Genomic DNA, 15,903 nt, shown 5'->3' on the forward strand with positions numbered 1-15,903 from the left:
GACTTGATGTATGCGGTGCTCACTTCGCACGGTAGGCCGCGATGTAAGCAGAGTCAACATCTGCCGTAGGGTGGGCGCGGGCATGACCGGCAACCATCGCCGCGTCGCATCTGGTGTCGGGAGGGCGAGATGGCGTCGACGGTGAAGACGACCTACCACCACGGAGACCTGCGGGCTGCTCTCATCGCTGCGGCCATGGAGATGCTCGAGCGGGGGCAGGAGTTCTCCATCCGGGCCATCGCGCGGGAGACCGGCGTATCGCCGACGGCTCCCTACCGTCACTTCCCCGACCGCGATGCTCTGGTGTCGGCGTTGGCCGCGCAGGGCCTGCGCGACCTCGAGGCGAACCTGACGGCCGACCGCCCTCTGCCGGACTCGGTGGAGGGACTGGCCGATCTGGGGGCTGCCTACGTCGGGTTCGCGCTGCGTCGGCCGGCGCTGTTCCGGCTGATGTTCGGCGACGAGTGCGACCGCGAGAGCGAGGAGCGGGTCCGAGCGGCAGCCGCGGTCCATGAGCTGCTCGCCACTGCCATCACCCGGGTCTTCCCCGACTCCGACCCTGTCGACGTCGCCCTCGGTGGGTGGGGCCTGGTGCACGGCATGGCGTGCCTCTACCTGGATCGCAAGCTGACCGGTCCGTCGGTGGATGTCGTGTTGGCCCAGGTTCGCGCGTCCTTCCTCGCTGTCGTCGACGCACGGTCGTCGACCCAACGAGGATGACCGTCTCCCGGGTGACCCTTTGACCGGCGAGGCGCGGGGCGCTACCGTCGATGTGAGCAATGCAAACATCGAGGCGGGGAGCGAGACCGAACCATGACCCGGCGCATCCTGGACGTCGTCACCAACGTCGGGCACTACGACGACCCCAGCCATCCCACCGGGCTGTGGTTGTCGGAGCTCACCCATGCCTGGCACGTCTTCGAGGACGCCGGCTTCCAGCAGACGCTTGTCAGCCCCGCCGGCGGCGCCGTCCCCCTCGAGCCCCGGTCGCTCAAGTTCCCCAACTACGACAAGACCGCCAAGGCGTGGCGAGCCGACCCGGCCAGGATGGCCCTGCTCGAGAACACGCTGAGCCCCGACCAGGTAGACCCCGCCGACTACGAGGCCATCTTCTTCACCGGCGGCCACGCCGTGATGTACGACTTCCCCGGCAGCGAAGGCCTCCAGCGCATCACCCGCGAGATCTATGAACGCGGCGGTGTCGTTGCGTCGGTCTGCCACGGGTATTGCGGACTGCTCGACACCACCCTCAGCGATGGGACCTACCTGATCGCCGGCAAAACCATGACCGGTTTCGCCTGGCAGGAGGAAGTCCTGGCTCGCGTGGACAAGCTGGTGCCCTACAACGCCGAGCAGCGCGCCAAGGACAGGGGTGCCCGCTACACCAAGGCCAAGCTCCCGTTCGTCTCCTACGCGGTGGTCGACGGCAACCTGGTCACCGGTCAGAACCCCGGATCGGCGAAGGAGGCCGCCGAGAAGGTCGTCGCGGCGCTCCGCTGAGGATTGTTCTAGCGCCTCGGCCCAGGACGGTTGTTGATGCGGGGACGTCGCGACGTCGGGGTCGGCGGCTGCGGTGGTCGGATGCGGGCCTCGAGGGCGCGGGCGATCTCGGCGTCGCGGTCGTCGTTGGCGTGCTGGTAGATCAGCGCGGCGTCCGGGCTGGCGTGGCCGAGCCGGCGCATGAGCTCCTTCGTGCTCGCCCCGGCCGCCGCGGCGAGGGTGGCCCCGGTGTGCCGCAGCTCGTGCAGCCGGACCGGGCCGAGCCCGACGGCGTCGGCGGCGCGGCGGAAGGTCTTGCCGAAGTTCGCGACGCTGAGGAACCCGCCGCTGCGGGTGCCGAACACGAGCGCGTCCGGGGTGTCCGGCACGTACCGGTCTATGTGCTTGAGCAGCGCGAGGCGGACGCTGGTGGGCAGGGCGACCGTGCGGTGCCCGGCCTCGGTCTTGGGCTCACCGACCACCCAGCGGCCGTCGTAGTAGCGCACGGCCCGCTCGATCCGCAGCCGTTCCCCGCCGTCCAGGACATCGGACCGGCGCAGCGCGGCCGCCTCCCCGAACCGGAGTCCAGCGAACGTGAGGACGAGGACCAGCGCGCTGTACCGCTCGGTGCGGGTCGACCGGCCGAGGTGGTCGGCGATGGCGGTTGCCTCGGCGGCGGTCAGCGCACGGGACGGCCGGGCCGCCTTCGGGGTGGACGCCCCGCGCAGCTTGCACGGGTTGGCCGGGATCGCGTCGTCGGCAACGGCGACGCCCAGGACGGCGCGCAGCAGGCGGTAGCTCTGGGCGAGAACGGCCGGCCCCGTCGTCGCGGCCGCGGTGGTGTGCCAGCTGCGCACCATCGCAGGGGTGACGTCGCCGACCTCGACGCCGGTCCAGCGGTCGGCGAGGTGCAGCCGCCAGAGGTTGGCGTAGAGGACCCGCGTTGAGTCGCGAAGGTCCTGGCGCTTCAGGTAGTCGGCGGCGAACTTGTCGACCGTGCGACGAGCGCCCTCGGGTGCCCGCCACATGCGGCGGACGGCGTCGGTCTGCTGGGTGGCGGGCCAGACCCGGGCGTCGGCCTTGGTGGGGAAGGTGGCCGACCGGCGCTTGCCATCAGGGCCGGTGCACCGGGCACGCCACTTGCCCGACGCCATCTTGTCGATGGCCCCGAAGGAGGCGCGGGACGCCATCGCGGCCGGCCGTCAGACCGCGGTGGGGGACGAGCCCGTCGAGCGCACGGTCCCGGCGTCGAGGTAGGCGTCGAGGTCCGACTGCCAGAACCGCAGGGAACGGCCGGCCTTGGTGTGTGTGAGCCGGCGCTCGGCGACGAGCCGGTAGACCAGGCGCCGCCCGCACCGGAGGTAGGCGGCCGCGCTGTCGATGTCGTGCAGGCGGTCGGCGGCGCGGTTGCTGGCGGTGGTCAAGGGCTGCCTCCTGGCGCTGGTGCTCACCCGTGCGGTGTCGCGGGTGCGGTGGCCTGTCGCGCTCAGCAGGTGGCGTGGCGGTTCACCAGATGTCATCCCGGCCGGGGTGACGTAGGTGGTCGGGGTCGTGTGGGTCGGCGCGGGTGAACCTGGGTCGCTGTTGGTCGCGCCAGCGGATCGTGCTCCACGCATCCCTGTCCTCGAGTGCCTCGATGAGGGACCGGAGCTCGTAGGCGATGCCGATCAGGTACTGGGCGTCGACGTGGTATCCGGAGACCTGACGGGTGAGCTCGTGGATCAGCCCTCTCCACTCGCGGTTCCTCGGCTCTCGGCGTGGCTGCGGCCGGGGTGAGATGGCGGGGACGCGGACGATGCGTTCGACGACCTCGACCGCGCTCAGACCGGACGAGGCCGCGCGGCGTTGCTCCCAGGCCCGTTGCCGGCAGGAGGCTGAGCACCACTTCGGCACCGGCCCCCGAGGCTTCGGGGTGATGAGGCCACGGCACCATCCGCAGCTCACGGCGGCCCGACGGCGGTTCTCTGCGGGCGCGGCTCCAGCTGGCGTCACTGAGGCGTCGGCTGCGCTTGCCTGGTGGTGATCGACGGTTGCTTGACGTCGGCGCTCGCGCTCACGTCGGCGTTCCTGCTCGCGACGAGATTGTTGGCTTGGCATGTGGTGCAGAGGCGTCACGCATCCCGAGCAGGTGTCACGACGAGTCGCCGGCACCCGAGATGAGCTCCTATGTGTCAACTGCCGCGAGGTGCGGCGCTGCCGGGTATCTCAGGCCTTGGTTGTGACGGGCGTTGATTGCTTCGCGAGGTCGGCGTGCATGGTGGTGTAGATCAGGTCGGAGAGTCGTCGCTTGAGGCAGCGGAGGGCTTCGCGGCCGGTCTTTCCCTCGGCGCGTTTGCGCTGGTAGTAGGCCCGTCCTTCGGTGTCTGCGCGGATCTGGGTGATGGCCATCGTGTAGAGCACCCGGTTCAGCGTGCGGTTGCCGGCTCGGTTGAGTCGGTGGCGGCTGGTGCGGCCGGATGAGGCGGGGATGGGGGCGGTGCCGTTGGCGGCGGCGAAGGCGTGCCGGGATCGGTAACGGCGGATGTCGGCGAGCTCGCCGAGGATCGTGGCCGCGCCGACCGGGCCCACTCCGTAGAGGTCGGAGAGTCCGGTGTCGATGGTGTCCATCGTGGTGGTGATCAGGGCGGTGATTTCCTTGATCTGGGCGGTCAGCTCGGTGAGGCGGGTCAGTCGTCGTAGGGTGAGCTGAGCGCGGGTCCGGGTGTCACCCCGCAAGACATCGGTGGCGGCGGTGATGAACGTCGGTGCGGTCAGTCGCGGCACGGTCACCTGGTAGCCGGGGAGCAGGCCATGCAGCTCGGCGTGGGTGCGGTTGGCCAGGGCGGTGCGTTCGGCGACGAGCTGATTGCGGTAGTCGGCCAGTGCACGCAGGTCGGCGGCTTGTCCGACGGCCAGGCGCACCGGTGGTAGGTCGGTCTCCCGGGCGGTGATCCGGGCTATGGCCAGGCAGTCCACGGGGTCGGTCTTGCCCTGCCCGGGCCGGCTGGACCGCTCCCTGGAGGTCAGCGAGGGCGGCACCTCCACGACCTGCATGCCGCCGGCCATCGCGAGTCGGATGGCAGCGCCGCGGCCGTAGTTGCCCGAGCCCTCGATCCCGACCCGGTCGACTGCGTGTTCGGCGAGTAGGGCCTGGAGTTCGTCGAACCCGGCCTCGGTGTTGGCCAGGTCGGTCACGACCAGCGGTCGCCCGACCGGGTCGATGACGGCGACGGCCAAGGTGTCCTTGTGGGTGTCGATGCCGGCCAGCACGGTGACTCCTTCGCGGGGAGGTGGCTCGCGAAGACGGTGTCGGGGCGCAGCGCATGCATCTGCGGGCCGCGGGTGCCCATGCTCCTATCAGGCGTCGACCGCCCCGAACACCGAAGACGTCACCGGCGGGCAGTCATTGCGGAAGCCATGCCCAACCGCAGCAGGCAGCAAGAGGTAGAGCCTCACCGGTGACGCCCGCGAGCGCCCCGCCGGGGTGACGAGGCACCTCATTACCGCAGATGCATGAGGTGTGTCGGGCTTGGGTGTGTTGCGTTTAGATGTGTGTCGTCTGACGTGTATTGCCTGGTTCCGCGATAACCGGTGGGTTTGCTGAAGCCCAGTCGAACGATCTGCACGGGTGTGCCGCATCTCCTCCCAACGTCGGCCGGGGCTGTCCGGCCGCGAAAGCTGGATCTCTGCGGGGGTTTCGGCTGACCGAGTTGCATGTCGCTGAATCGTTGCCGCCCGGCCGCCTGCGTTTGGCTCGCCCCGCCCGGGCCAGATGGATGGAGCGGCAACGCTCATCGGGTTAGCCGCCGGTCGCCAAGAGGGCGTCACGATGTGCGGCGCGACATAGTCCCGCAGTGTTGCGATTATCGCAAGAGTGACGTAGTTTACGTCACATGCAGGCATCTGTGGTGACGGAGCGTGTTCGTCATGTCATTGAAGAGTCAGGGTTGGCGCACGGCGAGTTTGCGGCCAGGGCAGGTCTTGACTCCTCCAAAATGAGCAAGTCCCTGAGCGGAACGCGCCGATTTACATCGCTCGACCTTGCGAATATTGCAGAGGTTGGTGGGGTTTCGGTTGACTACCTTCTCGGTGTTCAATCACCCGAGCCTGCGCTGGCAGCACGAGCCGCCTCAAAAGCAGAGGCTGTCCAAAGTGGGGCGATCGAAGAAGCGAGGCGTATTGCAAAATTTCGCCATGATCTTGACTTCGTATTTCAGCGTCAGCGCCCTGTCGCTGAGATTCGCCCAACTCGAGGTGGGGGCTACATCAAGCAGGGTGAGGCCCTCGCTGAGCAAGCCGCGAACTTGATGTCGAGGGCTGACGGTCAAACTGTCATGGACCTAGAGAGCGACATCGAGCGGGTTTTTGGTTTCGACGTGGCTCGCGTTCCTGCGGGCAGGGACTGCGACGGGGTGGCGTGGAGAGACGAACATTGCGCGGTTATTGTCGTCAGTACCACTGATTCAGCCACGCGCCAGCGCTTTACAATGGCGCATGAATTGGGGCACCTGCTTGCCGAGGATGATCAGGCGCTCCACATTGACCAGGACGTTATGCATGCCGCCGACAAGACGGAGAAGCGCGCGAATGTCTTTGCCGCTAATTTCCTAATGCCAGCCTCAAGGCTGCGCCGAGAATCGAAAGGCTGGAACTCGGGCGAGGCGAGCGATCTTGACTTTGCTCATTTGGTCATGGACCTAGGTGTGTCACCTAGCGCCCTTTCCTGGAGGCTCTTCAACCTGGGCCTGGCATCGGATTTCAGGCGGCGCCAATTGGCAACCTTTAATACAGCTCGATGCGCCTCGCTCGCTAAGCGGACAAAAGAGTTGGCTAAATGGACCAAAGAAAGCCAGACGCGTCGCCCGCCATTTGGCCTCGCCGCCGATCTCTTGGTGGCGTATGACCACGGGGCTATTACGCTTCGTCCTTTCGCCAACTTGCTTGAAGTAGATGTCGATGACGTGCGGTCTCTCTTGGAACAGGGCGGTGGGGGGAACACGAACGCCGGCAAGGACGACCAAGACTTCGAACCGTGACTCTGTGGCTTTTCCCGGACAATACGGTTCTCTGCAATTTTGCAGCAGTGGGGGAGCTTGATCTTCTTCGCGACATCCTCCGTGATCGCGGACGATGGACTGAAGCGGTTGAGCAGGAGGCGCGGAAGTCCGGGAACTATTTGCCTGCTCTTCGGAGCCCTATACCCTGGTTGGGTGAACCGATCGCAGTAGAGGACGAGGATTCGATTGGCAAGGTCGAACGCATCCGACGGGGTGTGTTCGGCGGCGGAGATGATCGGCCGACCCAACACTTGGGCGAAGCCCAAACATGCTTCATCCTCAGGACTTCCGAATTCACGGGTTCCTGTTGGATAAGCGACGATCGAGACGCCTTCGATTTCGCGCAAAGACAAGGAATTCTCACGCGGAAAACCTGGCAGGTGTTAGCAGAAGGCGTTGCTGGGGGTGACGTGAGTAGCGCCGATGCCTATGAAATGCTTGAGGGAATGGCTGCAGCGGGGCGTAACTTGCTCGTGCCTACCCGGCCGGAATTCGAGGCGGGGACTTAGCGATAAATGCTTCAACCCTGCTGTTCCGGATTGCCATTGCGGCGTGCGGCGGGGACGATAAGTCGTACATTTTTGGGCGACAGGACAAAGGCGGATTGTTTAGTGGCGATCGAGAAGCGTGAGCAGGTGTTCATTAGTTCCACTTTCAAGGACCTAGTGGCAGAACGTCGCGCTGTCCTTCAGACACTCCTTGAAGCGGACTGCATCCCCTCCGGGATGGAACTCTTCCCCGCTTCAGACAGTGAAAAATGGAACCTAATTCAAGGTGTCATAGATTTGTGCGACTATTACGTGGTAATTGTGGGCGGCCGCTACGGCAGTGTCGACGACGTCGAACAGATTTCCTATACGGAGATGGAGTTCGACTACGCAGTCGAGAAAAATAAGCCGGTGATGGGATTTTTGCACGGAAACCCTGGAAAACTCATAGCGGAAAGGGTTGATCTTGACCCTGAGTTGCGGGAGAAGTTGGAGAAATTTAGAGCAAAAATCGAGAATAAGATGGTGAAGTATTGGAACGAGCCGGGTGATCTTCCGGGGCAGGTGGCGCTCGCCATCATGCAAACCCGCAAGTCGCACCCAGCAGTTGGATGGATTCGAGGCAACCACGCCATGACACCCATCGTCCAGCAAGAGTTGGTCGAGCTTCGAGCAAGAGTACGCGAGCTCTCGGCGGAACTGCATGATGAGCAGAGGCAGGGTTCGCTAATGTTCGACCCGGCGGATCTGATGCAGGGCGACGAGACGGCTTCGCTTCGCTGTCAGGTCGAATTTCACTATCAGTGGCGGATCGACGCAAAGGACGCGTTCGCGCGTAATAGAGCCCACGGCATTTGGGTAGTCAAACCAACTTGGAATGATGTGTTCAAGCACATTGGACCAGAACTCATGGACGAGGCGTCTGAGGAGTACCTGCGCGAGCGTCTCACGGCACTCTGCGATCGGCTGACAAGAGAAGATCTTCTTGACGACGACGACGACGACGACAACAACAACAATGACGCCGATGGGGTGGAAGGTGACGCAAAGGAGGATCGAAGGGTGGGAGCGATCTACGACGTGGAGGTCACGCTAGATAGTTTCAATGATGTAAAGGTGCAATTCTCCGCCTTGGGTCTGATTGCAAATGGCAGCAAACGACGACCCGGGAGTGACACGAACACATATTGGCGTCTTACCGATCGAGGTACCCAGCAGCTGCTGCGTCTTCGGGCCCTACGGACTGCCAAATCGGATGGCATCGGTTCCACTGCTCAATTGGAGCAGAGCGAAACGAGGAGCTGACCTCCGGAGACATCGTCCGCGAGTTCATCAACACTCCTGGGTTAGCCCTCATTTGCTGGGGCGACCACGGTTGGTCCCTAGAGCGAGCAGGTGGCTGACCGTCAAGCTAGGTATGGCCAGTGAATAGGCGATGAATGGTCAAGCGGCGCGAGCTGTGACCTCAACCGACGGTGGGCATCGGCGGCAGCACTGCGGGCGCATACCTGGGCCACTTCGCGCTCGGACACAGCAGCGAGGCCCGGACCTTCACGTGCATCCGGAGTCCACCGAGGCTGTGACTGCTAACGGATATCCAGTGCTAGGGACTGTCACCTGGCGAACTTTGCGCGCCGACCGGATTCCCCGGCATCGCGACCTTCTGCGGCGCACCGTCAGCTGATGGGCCAGTCGGAACCCGGTACGCGTGCGGCAACAGGGCGCCTGGTTGGACCACAGTCGGCCCGCTACCTGTGGAGACGATGACCCGCAGCCTCGGGTGGTGGTCAGCGAAGACCTGCCGGTCTCGCCCGCATGGCGAAAGCACTCCCCGGCCGACATCGCCGACGGCCACGATGGTCTGGGGTTTCCGTGCTCCTGCGGCGCGGGCAGCCCCGAGCGCCACCAGTTCGGCGCGGAGGCCGCCGGGGAAGTGCGACAGGTTGACCGCAACGTGGATGTCACCGCGCTCGTCGCGGACGGCAGCACCGACGGTGTGCACCTCGCCGTCACCGTGTTGGTCGATGACCTGGGTGGCCGCAGCGATCAACGCGTGGTCGCCGCCGTTGACCTCAGCGGGCTCGCAATTTATTGGCAGATTGTAGGAGCGCGGCTGCGCACCGAGGCGGCCTCCGCGCCCTTCGCAGCCGGGCGTGGTGTCGATGACGTCGGGCTGTACGTCACCCTGGCGGGGTGAGGTGGCTGCGGCGCTATGCGTCGTCCTGGACTCGGCCAACGTGACCTAGTCATGACCTAAGTGGGGGCGAAGTTAGGTCACAGAGGGGGGTTGTAGGTCATGAATGACCATGCCCAGCAGCTTGAGATGATCTTCATAACCATCCGTTGACCTGCGGCTTTACGTGGAGCGGGTGACGAGAATCGAACTCGCACTGTCAGCTTGGGAAGCTGATGTTCTACCATTGAACTACACCCGCGGAGTGCTCCAGAACCTTACCGCAGCGCCCGCTCCGCCCGGCGGAGGCCCCCACCGCGGCCGCACACTCGAGCGGTGAGCACCGACCCGTACGACGGCTTCCCGCCCGGCTTCTTCGACCGGGACGACGCCACGCCCGACACCATCTTCTACGGCCCGCCCCGCCTGGTCACCCACATCGACGACCGGGCCATCGCCGCCGTCGGGGCCCTCTACACCGAGCTGGGCGTCACCGGCCGGGCACTGGACCTGATGAGCTCCTGGGTCTCGCACTTCGAGAACCCGCCGGCCGAGCTCGTCGTCCTGGGCATGAACGCCGCCGAGCTCGAGGCCAACCCGGTGGCCACCGAGCGGGTGGTGCACGACCTCAACGCCGACCCGCACATCCCGCTGCCCGACGCCGACGTGGACGCCGTCGTCTGCTGCGTCTCGATCGACTACCTGACCAGGCCGGTGGAGGTGCTCGCCGAGGCCGCCCGCGTGCTGCGGCCCGGCGGCGTCGTCGCCATCACCTTCTCCAACCGGTGCTTCCCGACCAAGGCCGTGCACGGGTGGCTGGCCACCTCCGACGAGCAGCACGGCGGCCTGGTCGCCGAGCTGCTGCGCCGGGCCGGCGGGTTCACCGAGCCCGACGTGCAGCTCCGCACCCCGCCCGGCCGCGGCGACCCGCTGTGGGCGGTCACCGCTCGCCGGGCCTAGATCAACGTCCCCGCGCAGGACGACCAGCAGTCCACCGCGAACACCGAGGTCGGCAGCGAGGAGAAGAACGCCGTCCCCACGAGTCGCTGACCCCCGGGTCCGGTGAGCACCACCGGGGTCGGGGGCGCCGACGTCACCCCCGGCGGGAGGGCCACCGTGGGCGCTGCGCCGGTGGTGGGCGCCGCGCCGGTCGTGGGTGCGCTCCCCCCGGGGCCGGAGGAGGAGACGTAGGTCAGGGCCTGCGGCAGCAGGGACTCCAGCCCACTGGTGGTGGACAGCAGCACGTCGTAGGTGCCCGCCACCCGCTGCGGCGCGGTGAACACGACCTGGGTCGAGCTCGACGAGATGATCGTGGCCAGCCCGGCGGCGCCGACCCGCACCCGGGGGACGACGGGGAAGGTGCCGCGCACCGTCACCGCAGCACCGCCGGCGGCGTCCACCTGGGTGGGGCTCAGCGACGTGACCCGGAAGTCCCCCGCGCCGGGGTAGGTGGCCGACCCGGTCGGCGGCGTGGTCGTCGGGGCTGCCGAGGTCGTGCTCGGCGCGGCCGTCGGGGTGGCCGCGATGGGCCCGGCGCCGGTCGTGGGCGCGCTGCCGGTCGGACCGCTGCCCGTCGGGCCGCTGCCCGCCGAGGTGGGTGCCGCGGTGGTCGTCGGCGCGGCGGTGCCGGGGGCGGCGCCCGAGGTGCTCGGTGCCGCCGTCGTCGGTCCCGCGGCTCCGCTCGGCGCGGCCCCACCCGTGGTGGAGGGCGCGCTGGTCGGCCGGGCGGAGGTCGTCGGGGCCGCGGTCCCCGACGGCGCGGCCGAGGACGAGCTGCTGGACCCCGAGGCGCCGGGACCACCGGAGCTGCCCGGACCGGCCGGACCCGTGGTCGCGGGCGAGGTGCCCGTGTGGTCGGCTGCGGAGCTGGTCGGGGAGCCGGTCGGGGCCGATCCCGACGGCCCGGAGGACGTCGTCGGGGCCGCGGACGCGGTCGCCACGGTGAGCGGCGCGGCCGACGTCCGGCCGAGCGGTGCGGCGTCCTGCAGCAGCTGGACGGTCAGCACGTACTGCCCCTCGGCCAGGGTCGTGGTCGGCGTGACGACGAGGGCACCCGACGACGGGCTCCGCGTGCCCAGCGGGACGGTGACGGTGCCGGTGTCGTCGGTGGTCACGGTGGCGCCGCCGACCGTGATCGACTGCCCGGACACCGCGTAGACCTCGCCGTCCACCCGCATGCCCAGCCCGAGGACGGCGGCGTAGTCGCCGGCCGGCAGGGTCGAGCTGCTGGTCAGCGCAGGGCTGATGGTGCCCGGTGCGCCGGTCATGCCGGTGTAGGTCCAGCGCACGTCCTGGCTGCCCAGGGCGGTGAGGCCGTCGGTGGTCAGGCGTCCGCCGGTGACGGACCTGCCGGCGAACGCCGGCACCGGGTCGACGTCGGCGAGCAGGGCCTGCTTGATGTCCGCGGCCGTGGCGGAGGGCATGAGGCTGCGGTACTGCGCGATCACCGCGGCGGTCTCGGGGGCGGCGATCGAGGTGCCGCTCACCAGCCGGTACCCGCCGTCGAACCAGGTGGTGAAGACCAGGTTGCCCGGGGCCATCAGGTCGACCGAGGTGGCGCCGTAGGCCGACGAGCCGGACAGGGTGTCCGCCGCGGTGGAGCTGCCGACCGTCACCACCGCGGGGTCGGTCAGCGACGCCGGGTACAGGGCGTTGGTGTCGCGGTTCGCGGAGTCGTTGCCCGCCGCGGCGACGACCAGGACGTCGTGGGCCCCGGCGTAGGCCACCGCCGACTGCAGCGCGGCCAGCGCGGTGCCGGTGAAGGCGCCGCCCCAGGAGGCGTTGATGACCGTGGCACCGTGGTCGACGGCGTACCGGATCGCCTGCGAGCCCAGGTTGACGTCCACGTTCGGCCCGCTCCCGATGACCAGCGGCATGATGCTCGCGCCGGGGGCGACCCCGGCCGACCCGAGGCCGTTGCCCGCCCGGGCGGCGATGACCCCGGCCACCGACACCCCGTGCGACCCGTTGACGTCGGCGTCCACGACCGGTGAGTTGCGGGTGAAGTCCCAGCCGTGGCAGTCCCCGGCCTTGCCGTTGCCGTCGGTGTCCACCGACCCGCAGGGCTCCAGCCGGTTGGTCCAGAGGGCGCCGGCCATGTCCTCGTGGTCCAGGTCGTAGCCGGTGTCGAGCACGGCGACGACCTCGCCGGCCCCCGTCGTCGCGCCCCACCCGGCGGTGGCGTCGACGTCGGCGTCGGGGATCCCGGACTGGTTGTAGAAGTTGCTCCCGGTGTTCTCCAGGTTCCAGCCGTAGGCGGACCAGTAGGGGTCCGTCGGGTCGCCGAGCACCGGCACGGAGACCGACGGCTCCACCGAGGTCACCCCGGGGATCGTCGCCAGCGGCGTCGGGTCGGCCGACTCCGTGGCCACCAGCACCCCGCCGTCGGCCAGCGGCTGGGCGTTGACCACGCCGGGGGTCGCAGCGGCGGTGGTGACGAGCGCGGCCGGGTCGGCGGTGCCGAGCACCCAGCGGCTGAGCCCGTCACCGGGTCCGTAGCCGTCGGCGACGTCGACCTGCGGTGCGGCGAGCGCGTCGACGGCGGCCGCGACGGCGAACCCGACCACCACGGTGGCCGCCATCCCGGCGGCCAGGATCCTGCGATCGGCGCTCCACGCACTGCCCACGACGGTCCACTCCCCGCGGCGCGCCCGGTGCGCGCCTCGGAGACCCATCGGTCTCCGTTGTCGGGGACTGGAGGGGGATCACCCCTCCGGGGAGGTGTGCCGCTCGAGGAAGGCGAAGATCCGCGGCCAGGCGTCCTCGGCCGCGGACGCCGTGTACCGGGTGCCGGGCAGCGGGACGAACCCCAGCAGCCGGTGGTCCCCGGTGAGGAAGGAGTGCGCGGCCCCCGGGTAGGTGTGCACCTCGTGCTCCACCCCGGCCGCGGCCAGCCGGGCCTCGAGGGCCGGCCCGGCACCGGCGAGGAACCGGTCGCGCTCGCCGTAGCCGGCGATCACCGGCGGGCAGCGAGTGAGGTCCACGTCGTCGGCCGGGGGCTGCCCGTAGTTGGCGCTCACCGCGGCGAGCCCGTCGGGGGCCAGGGTGCCCAGCAGCAGGGCGAACTGCCCGCCCATGCAGAACCCGATCGCCGTCGTCCGGTCGGGCGCCACGTCGTCCCGCGCCGCCAGCCACTGCTGCACCGAGACCAGGTCGTCGACCACCGGGCCCGGACGCCGGGCGACCATCTCCCGCGCCGTGCGCAGCAGGCACCCCACCTTGCTGCCCGCGCTCACCACGTCGGGGACGACGGCCACCCACCCGCGATCGGCGAACATCGCGCCCACCGCGGTGATCTCGGGGGTGAGCCCGAAGGCCTCGTGCACCACCAGCACGCCCGGCCAGCCGCCCGCGGGCACCTCGCCGTCGGGCAGCACGAGGGTCGCCCGCATCGTGCGCCCGCCGGCCACGGGGACGTCGACCTGGGTGGATCGGGACACGGGAACCCTCTCGTCGGCGTCGCACGGGCAGCGCCCCAGCGTGCGCCACCCCGGCCCGGACCGCACCCGGCCGATCCGGCGTGCGCCCCGCTCACCTCGGGGTGGTGTCGACCACCACGGGCGACTCGACGCCGGCCGTCTCGACCTCGGGCTGCCCGGCGGCCGGGGAGGTGGCCGCCAGGGCGGGCACCTCGTCGTCCACCTGCCGGTCGGCGCAGACCAACCAGCCGGTGACGAACAACCCGGCCACGCCGGCGTAGACCAGCACGAACATGCCGGTGTAGCCGCCGGTCAGGCCACGCAGCAGGCCCACCAGCAGCGGCCCGACCGCGGCGATCGAGTAGCCCCAGCCCTGCACCACCGTCGAGAGCGCGTTGACCGTCTCGGGCGTGCGGGCGCGGAGCCCGAGCAGCGACAGCACCATCGCGAACGTGCCCATGCCGATGCCGAGCATCGACATCCACAGCCAGGTCAGCGTGAGCGGGGAGAGCAGCAGCCCGGTCCAGCCGACCAGGTAGCAGGCCATGAAGCCGACCAGCATCGGCCGCTGCCAGCTCTGCCGCACCGCACCCGACGGCACGAGCGCGTTGAGCGGGATGACGATCAGCGCGTTGATCCCGACCAGCACACCGGCGGCCGCGGCGGACATGCCCTCGTCGCGCAGGTACTGCGCCGTCCAGCCGACGATCACGTAGGCCTGCATCGCCTGCAGCCCGAAGAACACCGCCAGCTGCCAGGCCAGCGACGACCGCACGAGCAGCCGCAGCCGCACGGCGCCGGCGGGTGCCCCGCCGGTGGTGGCCCGCCGGGGGACCAGCAACCACGGGACGACGGCGAGGACGGCGAACACCGCCCACACGCCCAGCGCCCACCGCCACCCGTCGGCACCGACCGAGGCGGCGATGGGTGCGGTGGACACGCTGGCCACGGCGCCGCCGACGGCCATCGTCGTGCTGTAGGCGCCGACCAGCAGCCCGGTGCGGTGCGGGAACCAGTGCTTGACGATGCCGGGCAGCAGCACGTTGCCCAGAGCCCCGCCGACCATGGTGGCCACGGTGCCGAGCAGGAACAGCCAGAACGACGGCGCCACCGCCCGTCCCAGCAGCCCGACGGCCATGACCAGCAGGGCGCCGGCCAGCACGTGCCCGTCGCGGAAGCGGGCGGCCAGCGGCGGCCCGGCGAACCCGATGACGGCGAAGCAGAGCAGCGGCATCGTGGTGATCAGGCCGGCGGCGCCCGAGGAGATGCCCAGGCCCCGCTCGATCTCCTGCAGCACGGGGCCGACGCCGTTGACCGCCGTCCGCAGGTTGAACCCGGTGAGCACGATCGCGACCGCGACGAGCACCAGCCCCCGGCGGGAGGTTCCGACGGGGGCTGGTGCTGCGGTGCTCACGAGGGTCCAGTCTCCTCGGCGTCCGCTGTGCGCGGGCGCCGGGTCAGCTGCGCGAGAACGCCGCGTCGAAGGCGGCCGACGGCGGGTCGAACGCCAGCTTCCGGACGAACTCCAGCGCCTCGGGTGCGCCGACCAGGCGGTCCATGCCGGCGTCCTCCCACTCGATGCTGATCGGCCCGTCGTAGCCGATGGTGTTCAGCATCCGGAAGCACGCCTCCCACGGGACGTCGCCGTGCCCGGTGGACACGAAGTCCCAGCCGCGGCGGGGGTCGGCCCAGGGCAGGTGGGAGCCCATCCGGCCGTTGCGGCCGTTGCCCACCTGCTTCTTCGCGTCCTTGCAGTCCACGTGGTAGATCCGGTCGCGGAAGTCCCACAGGAACCCGACCGGGTCCAGGTCCTGCCACACGAAGTGCGAGGGGTCCCAGTTCAGGCCGAAGGCCTCGCGGTGGCCGATGGCCTCCATCGTGGCCACCGTCGTCCAGTAGTCGTAGGCGATCTCGCTGGGGTGCACCTCGTGGGCGAACCGGACCCCGGCGGCGTCGAACTCATCCAGGATCGGGTTCCACCGGTCGGCGAAATCCTGGTACCCGGCGGCGACCATCGACTCGGGCACCGGCGGGAACATCGCGACGGTCTTCCAGATCGAGGACCCGGTGAACCCGACGACCGTCTTCACGCCCAGAGCCTGGGCGGCGTGGGCGGTGGCCTTCATCTCCTCCGCCGCCCGCTGCCGGACGCCCTCGGGGTCGCCGTCGCCCCACACCCGCGGGTCGACCATGTTCTGGTGCCGGGCGTCGATCGGGTCGTCGCACACGGCCTGGCCGTTGAGGTGGTTGCTGATCGCGAAGACCTGCAGCCCGTGCTGCTCGAGCAGGTCCTTCTTCGCCCGCAGGTA

Annotated in this window: 14 protein-coding genes and 1 tRNA gene; 7 read left to right on the plus strand and 8 right to left on the minus strand. The window is 69.0% G+C overall.

Features of this window, described 5'->3' with window-relative positions; genetic code table 11:
• Positions 1-129: 129 nt before the first annotated feature.
• Both BLS67_RS21900 and BLS67_RS21905 read left to right on the plus strand, forming a co-directional pair.
• Complete coding sequence (locus BLS67_RS21900; protein ID WP_091250081.1) at positions 130-720, plus strand: TetR/AcrR family transcriptional regulator; 591 nt, start codon at positions 130-132, stop codon at positions 718-720.
• A gap of 93 nt (positions 721-813) precedes the next feature.
• Positions 814-1,500: a type 1 glutamine amidotransferase domain-containing protein gene (locus BLS67_RS21905; RefSeq protein WP_091250087.1), complete on the plus strand. Its 687-nt coding sequence runs from the start codon at positions 814-816 to the stop codon at positions 1,498-1,500.
• 8 nt (positions 1,501-1,508) lie between these two features.
• Here the strand turns inward: BLS67_RS21905 and BLS67_RS21910 are convergent, their stop codons facing one another.
• The 3 genes from BLS67_RS21910 to BLS67_RS21920 form a co-directional block, all read right to left on the minus strand.
• The gene (locus tag BLS67_RS21910; RefSeq protein ID WP_091250090.1) at positions 1,509-2,669 is read right to left on the minus strand and encodes a tyrosine-type recombinase/integrase; all 1,161 of its coding nucleotides are present in this window, start codon (positions 2,667-2,669) and stop codon (positions 1,509-1,511) included.
• Positions 2,670-2,681: 12 nt separating this feature from the next.
• A complete protein-coding gene (locus BLS67_RS21915; protein ID WP_207500806.1) occupies positions 2,682-2,903 on the minus strand; it encodes an excisionase family DNA-binding protein in 222 nt (73 codons plus the stop codon).
• A 781-nt stretch (positions 2,904-3,684) separates the two neighbouring features.
• Entirely contained in the window at positions 3,685-4,728 is a 1,044-nt protein-coding gene (locus BLS67_RS21920; protein ID WP_091250097.1) for an IS110 family RNA-guided transposase, read from the minus strand.
• 623 nt (positions 4,729-5,351) lie between these two features.
• Between BLS67_RS21920 and BLS67_RS21925 the strand changes: the two genes are divergently transcribed.
• From BLS67_RS21925 to BLS67_RS21940, 4 genes are all read left to right on the plus strand, one after another.
• A complete protein-coding gene (locus BLS67_RS21925) occupies positions 5,352-6,494 on the plus strand; it encodes a helix-turn-helix domain-containing protein (protein ID WP_091250100.1) in 1,143 nt (380 codons plus the stop codon).
• Positions 6,491-7,024 carry a hypothetical protein gene (locus BLS67_RS21930; protein ID WP_207500807.1) on the plus strand — a complete coding sequence of 178 codons (534 nt, stop codon included), beginning with the start codon at positions 6,491-6,493 and terminating at the stop codon, positions 7,022-7,024. The genes BLS67_RS21925 and BLS67_RS21930 overlap by 4 nt, the downstream gene beginning before the upstream one ends.
• Before the next feature lie 102 nt (positions 7,025-7,126).
• Positions 7,127-8,308: a DUF4062 domain-containing protein gene (locus BLS67_RS21935; RefSeq protein ID WP_165617692.1), complete on the plus strand. Its 1,182-nt coding sequence runs from the start codon at positions 7,127-7,129 to the stop codon at positions 8,306-8,308.
• 478 nt (positions 8,309-8,786) lie between these two features.
• Positions 8,787-9,200 carry a hypothetical protein gene (locus BLS67_RS21940; RefSeq protein WP_131801819.1) on the plus strand — a complete coding sequence of 138 codons (414 nt, stop codon included), beginning with the start codon at positions 8,787-8,789 and terminating at the stop codon, positions 9,198-9,200.
• Positions 9,201-9,364: 164 nt separating this feature from the next.
• On the opposite strand, the gene BLS67_RS21945 is transcribed toward BLS67_RS21940, so the two are convergent.
• Positions 9,365-9,438: transfer RNA gene (locus tag BLS67_RS21945), tRNA-Gly, on the minus strand.
• 74 nt (positions 9,439-9,512) lie between these two features.
• Between BLS67_RS21945 and BLS67_RS21950 the strand changes: the two genes are divergently transcribed.
• A complete protein-coding gene (locus BLS67_RS21950; protein WP_091250112.1) occupies positions 9,513-10,136 on the plus strand; it encodes a methyltransferase domain-containing protein in 624 nt (207 codons plus the stop codon).
• Here the strand turns inward: BLS67_RS21950 and BLS67_RS21955 are convergent.
• From BLS67_RS21955 to BLS67_RS21970, 4 genes are all read right to left on the minus strand, one after another.
• Positions 10,133-12,850 carry a S8 family serine peptidase gene (locus BLS67_RS21955; protein ID WP_091250116.1) on the minus strand — a complete coding sequence of 906 codons (2,718 nt, stop codon included), beginning with the start codon at positions 12,848-12,850 and terminating at the stop codon, positions 10,133-10,135. The genes BLS67_RS21950 and BLS67_RS21955 overlap by 4 nt on opposite strands.
• 30 nt (positions 12,851-12,880) lie before the next feature.
• Entirely contained in the window at positions 12,881-13,615 is a 735-nt protein-coding gene (locus tag BLS67_RS21960; protein ID WP_091250119.1) for a dienelactone hydrolase family protein, read from the minus strand.
• 91 nt (positions 13,616-13,706) lie between these two features.
• Positions 13,707-15,008, minus strand: coding sequence for a CynX/NimT family MFS transporter (locus tag BLS67_RS21965; RefSeq protein ID WP_091250122.1), 1,302 nt, complete (start codon positions 15,006-15,008; stop codon positions 13,707-13,709).
• A 43-nt stretch (positions 15,009-15,051) separates the two neighbouring features.
• Positions 15,052-15,903: sugar phosphate isomerase/epimerase family protein (locus tag BLS67_RS21970; protein WP_109504777.1), on the minus strand; the 852-nt coding region annotated here is incomplete at its 5' end.

The sequence above is a fragment of the Klenkia soli genome (genome assembly GCF_900103975.1).
Classification (GTDB): Bacteria; Actinomycetota; Actinomycetes; order Mycobacteriales; family Geodermatophilaceae; genus Klenkia; species Klenkia soli.

Coding starts and splice junctions, on each gene's coding strand:
- BLS67_RS21900 (WP_091250081.1), top strand. CDS start 130: ATGGCGTCGACGGTGAAGACGACCTACCACCACGGAGACCTGCGGGCT.
- BLS67_RS21905 (WP_091250087.1), top strand. CDS start 814: ATGACCCGGCGCATCCTGGACGTCGTCACCAACGTCGGGCACTACGAC.
- BLS67_RS21910 (WP_091250090.1), bottom strand. CDS start 2,669: ATGGCGTCCCGCGCCTCCTTCGGGGCCATCGACAAGATGGCGTCGGGC.
- BLS67_RS21925 (WP_091250100.1), top strand. CDS start 5,352: ATGCAGGCATCTGTGGTGACGGAGCGTGTTCGTCATGTCATTGAAGAG.
- BLS67_RS21955 (WP_091250116.1), bottom strand. CDS start 12,850: ATGGGTCTCCGAGGCGCGCACCGGGCGCGCCGCGGGGAGTGGACCGTC.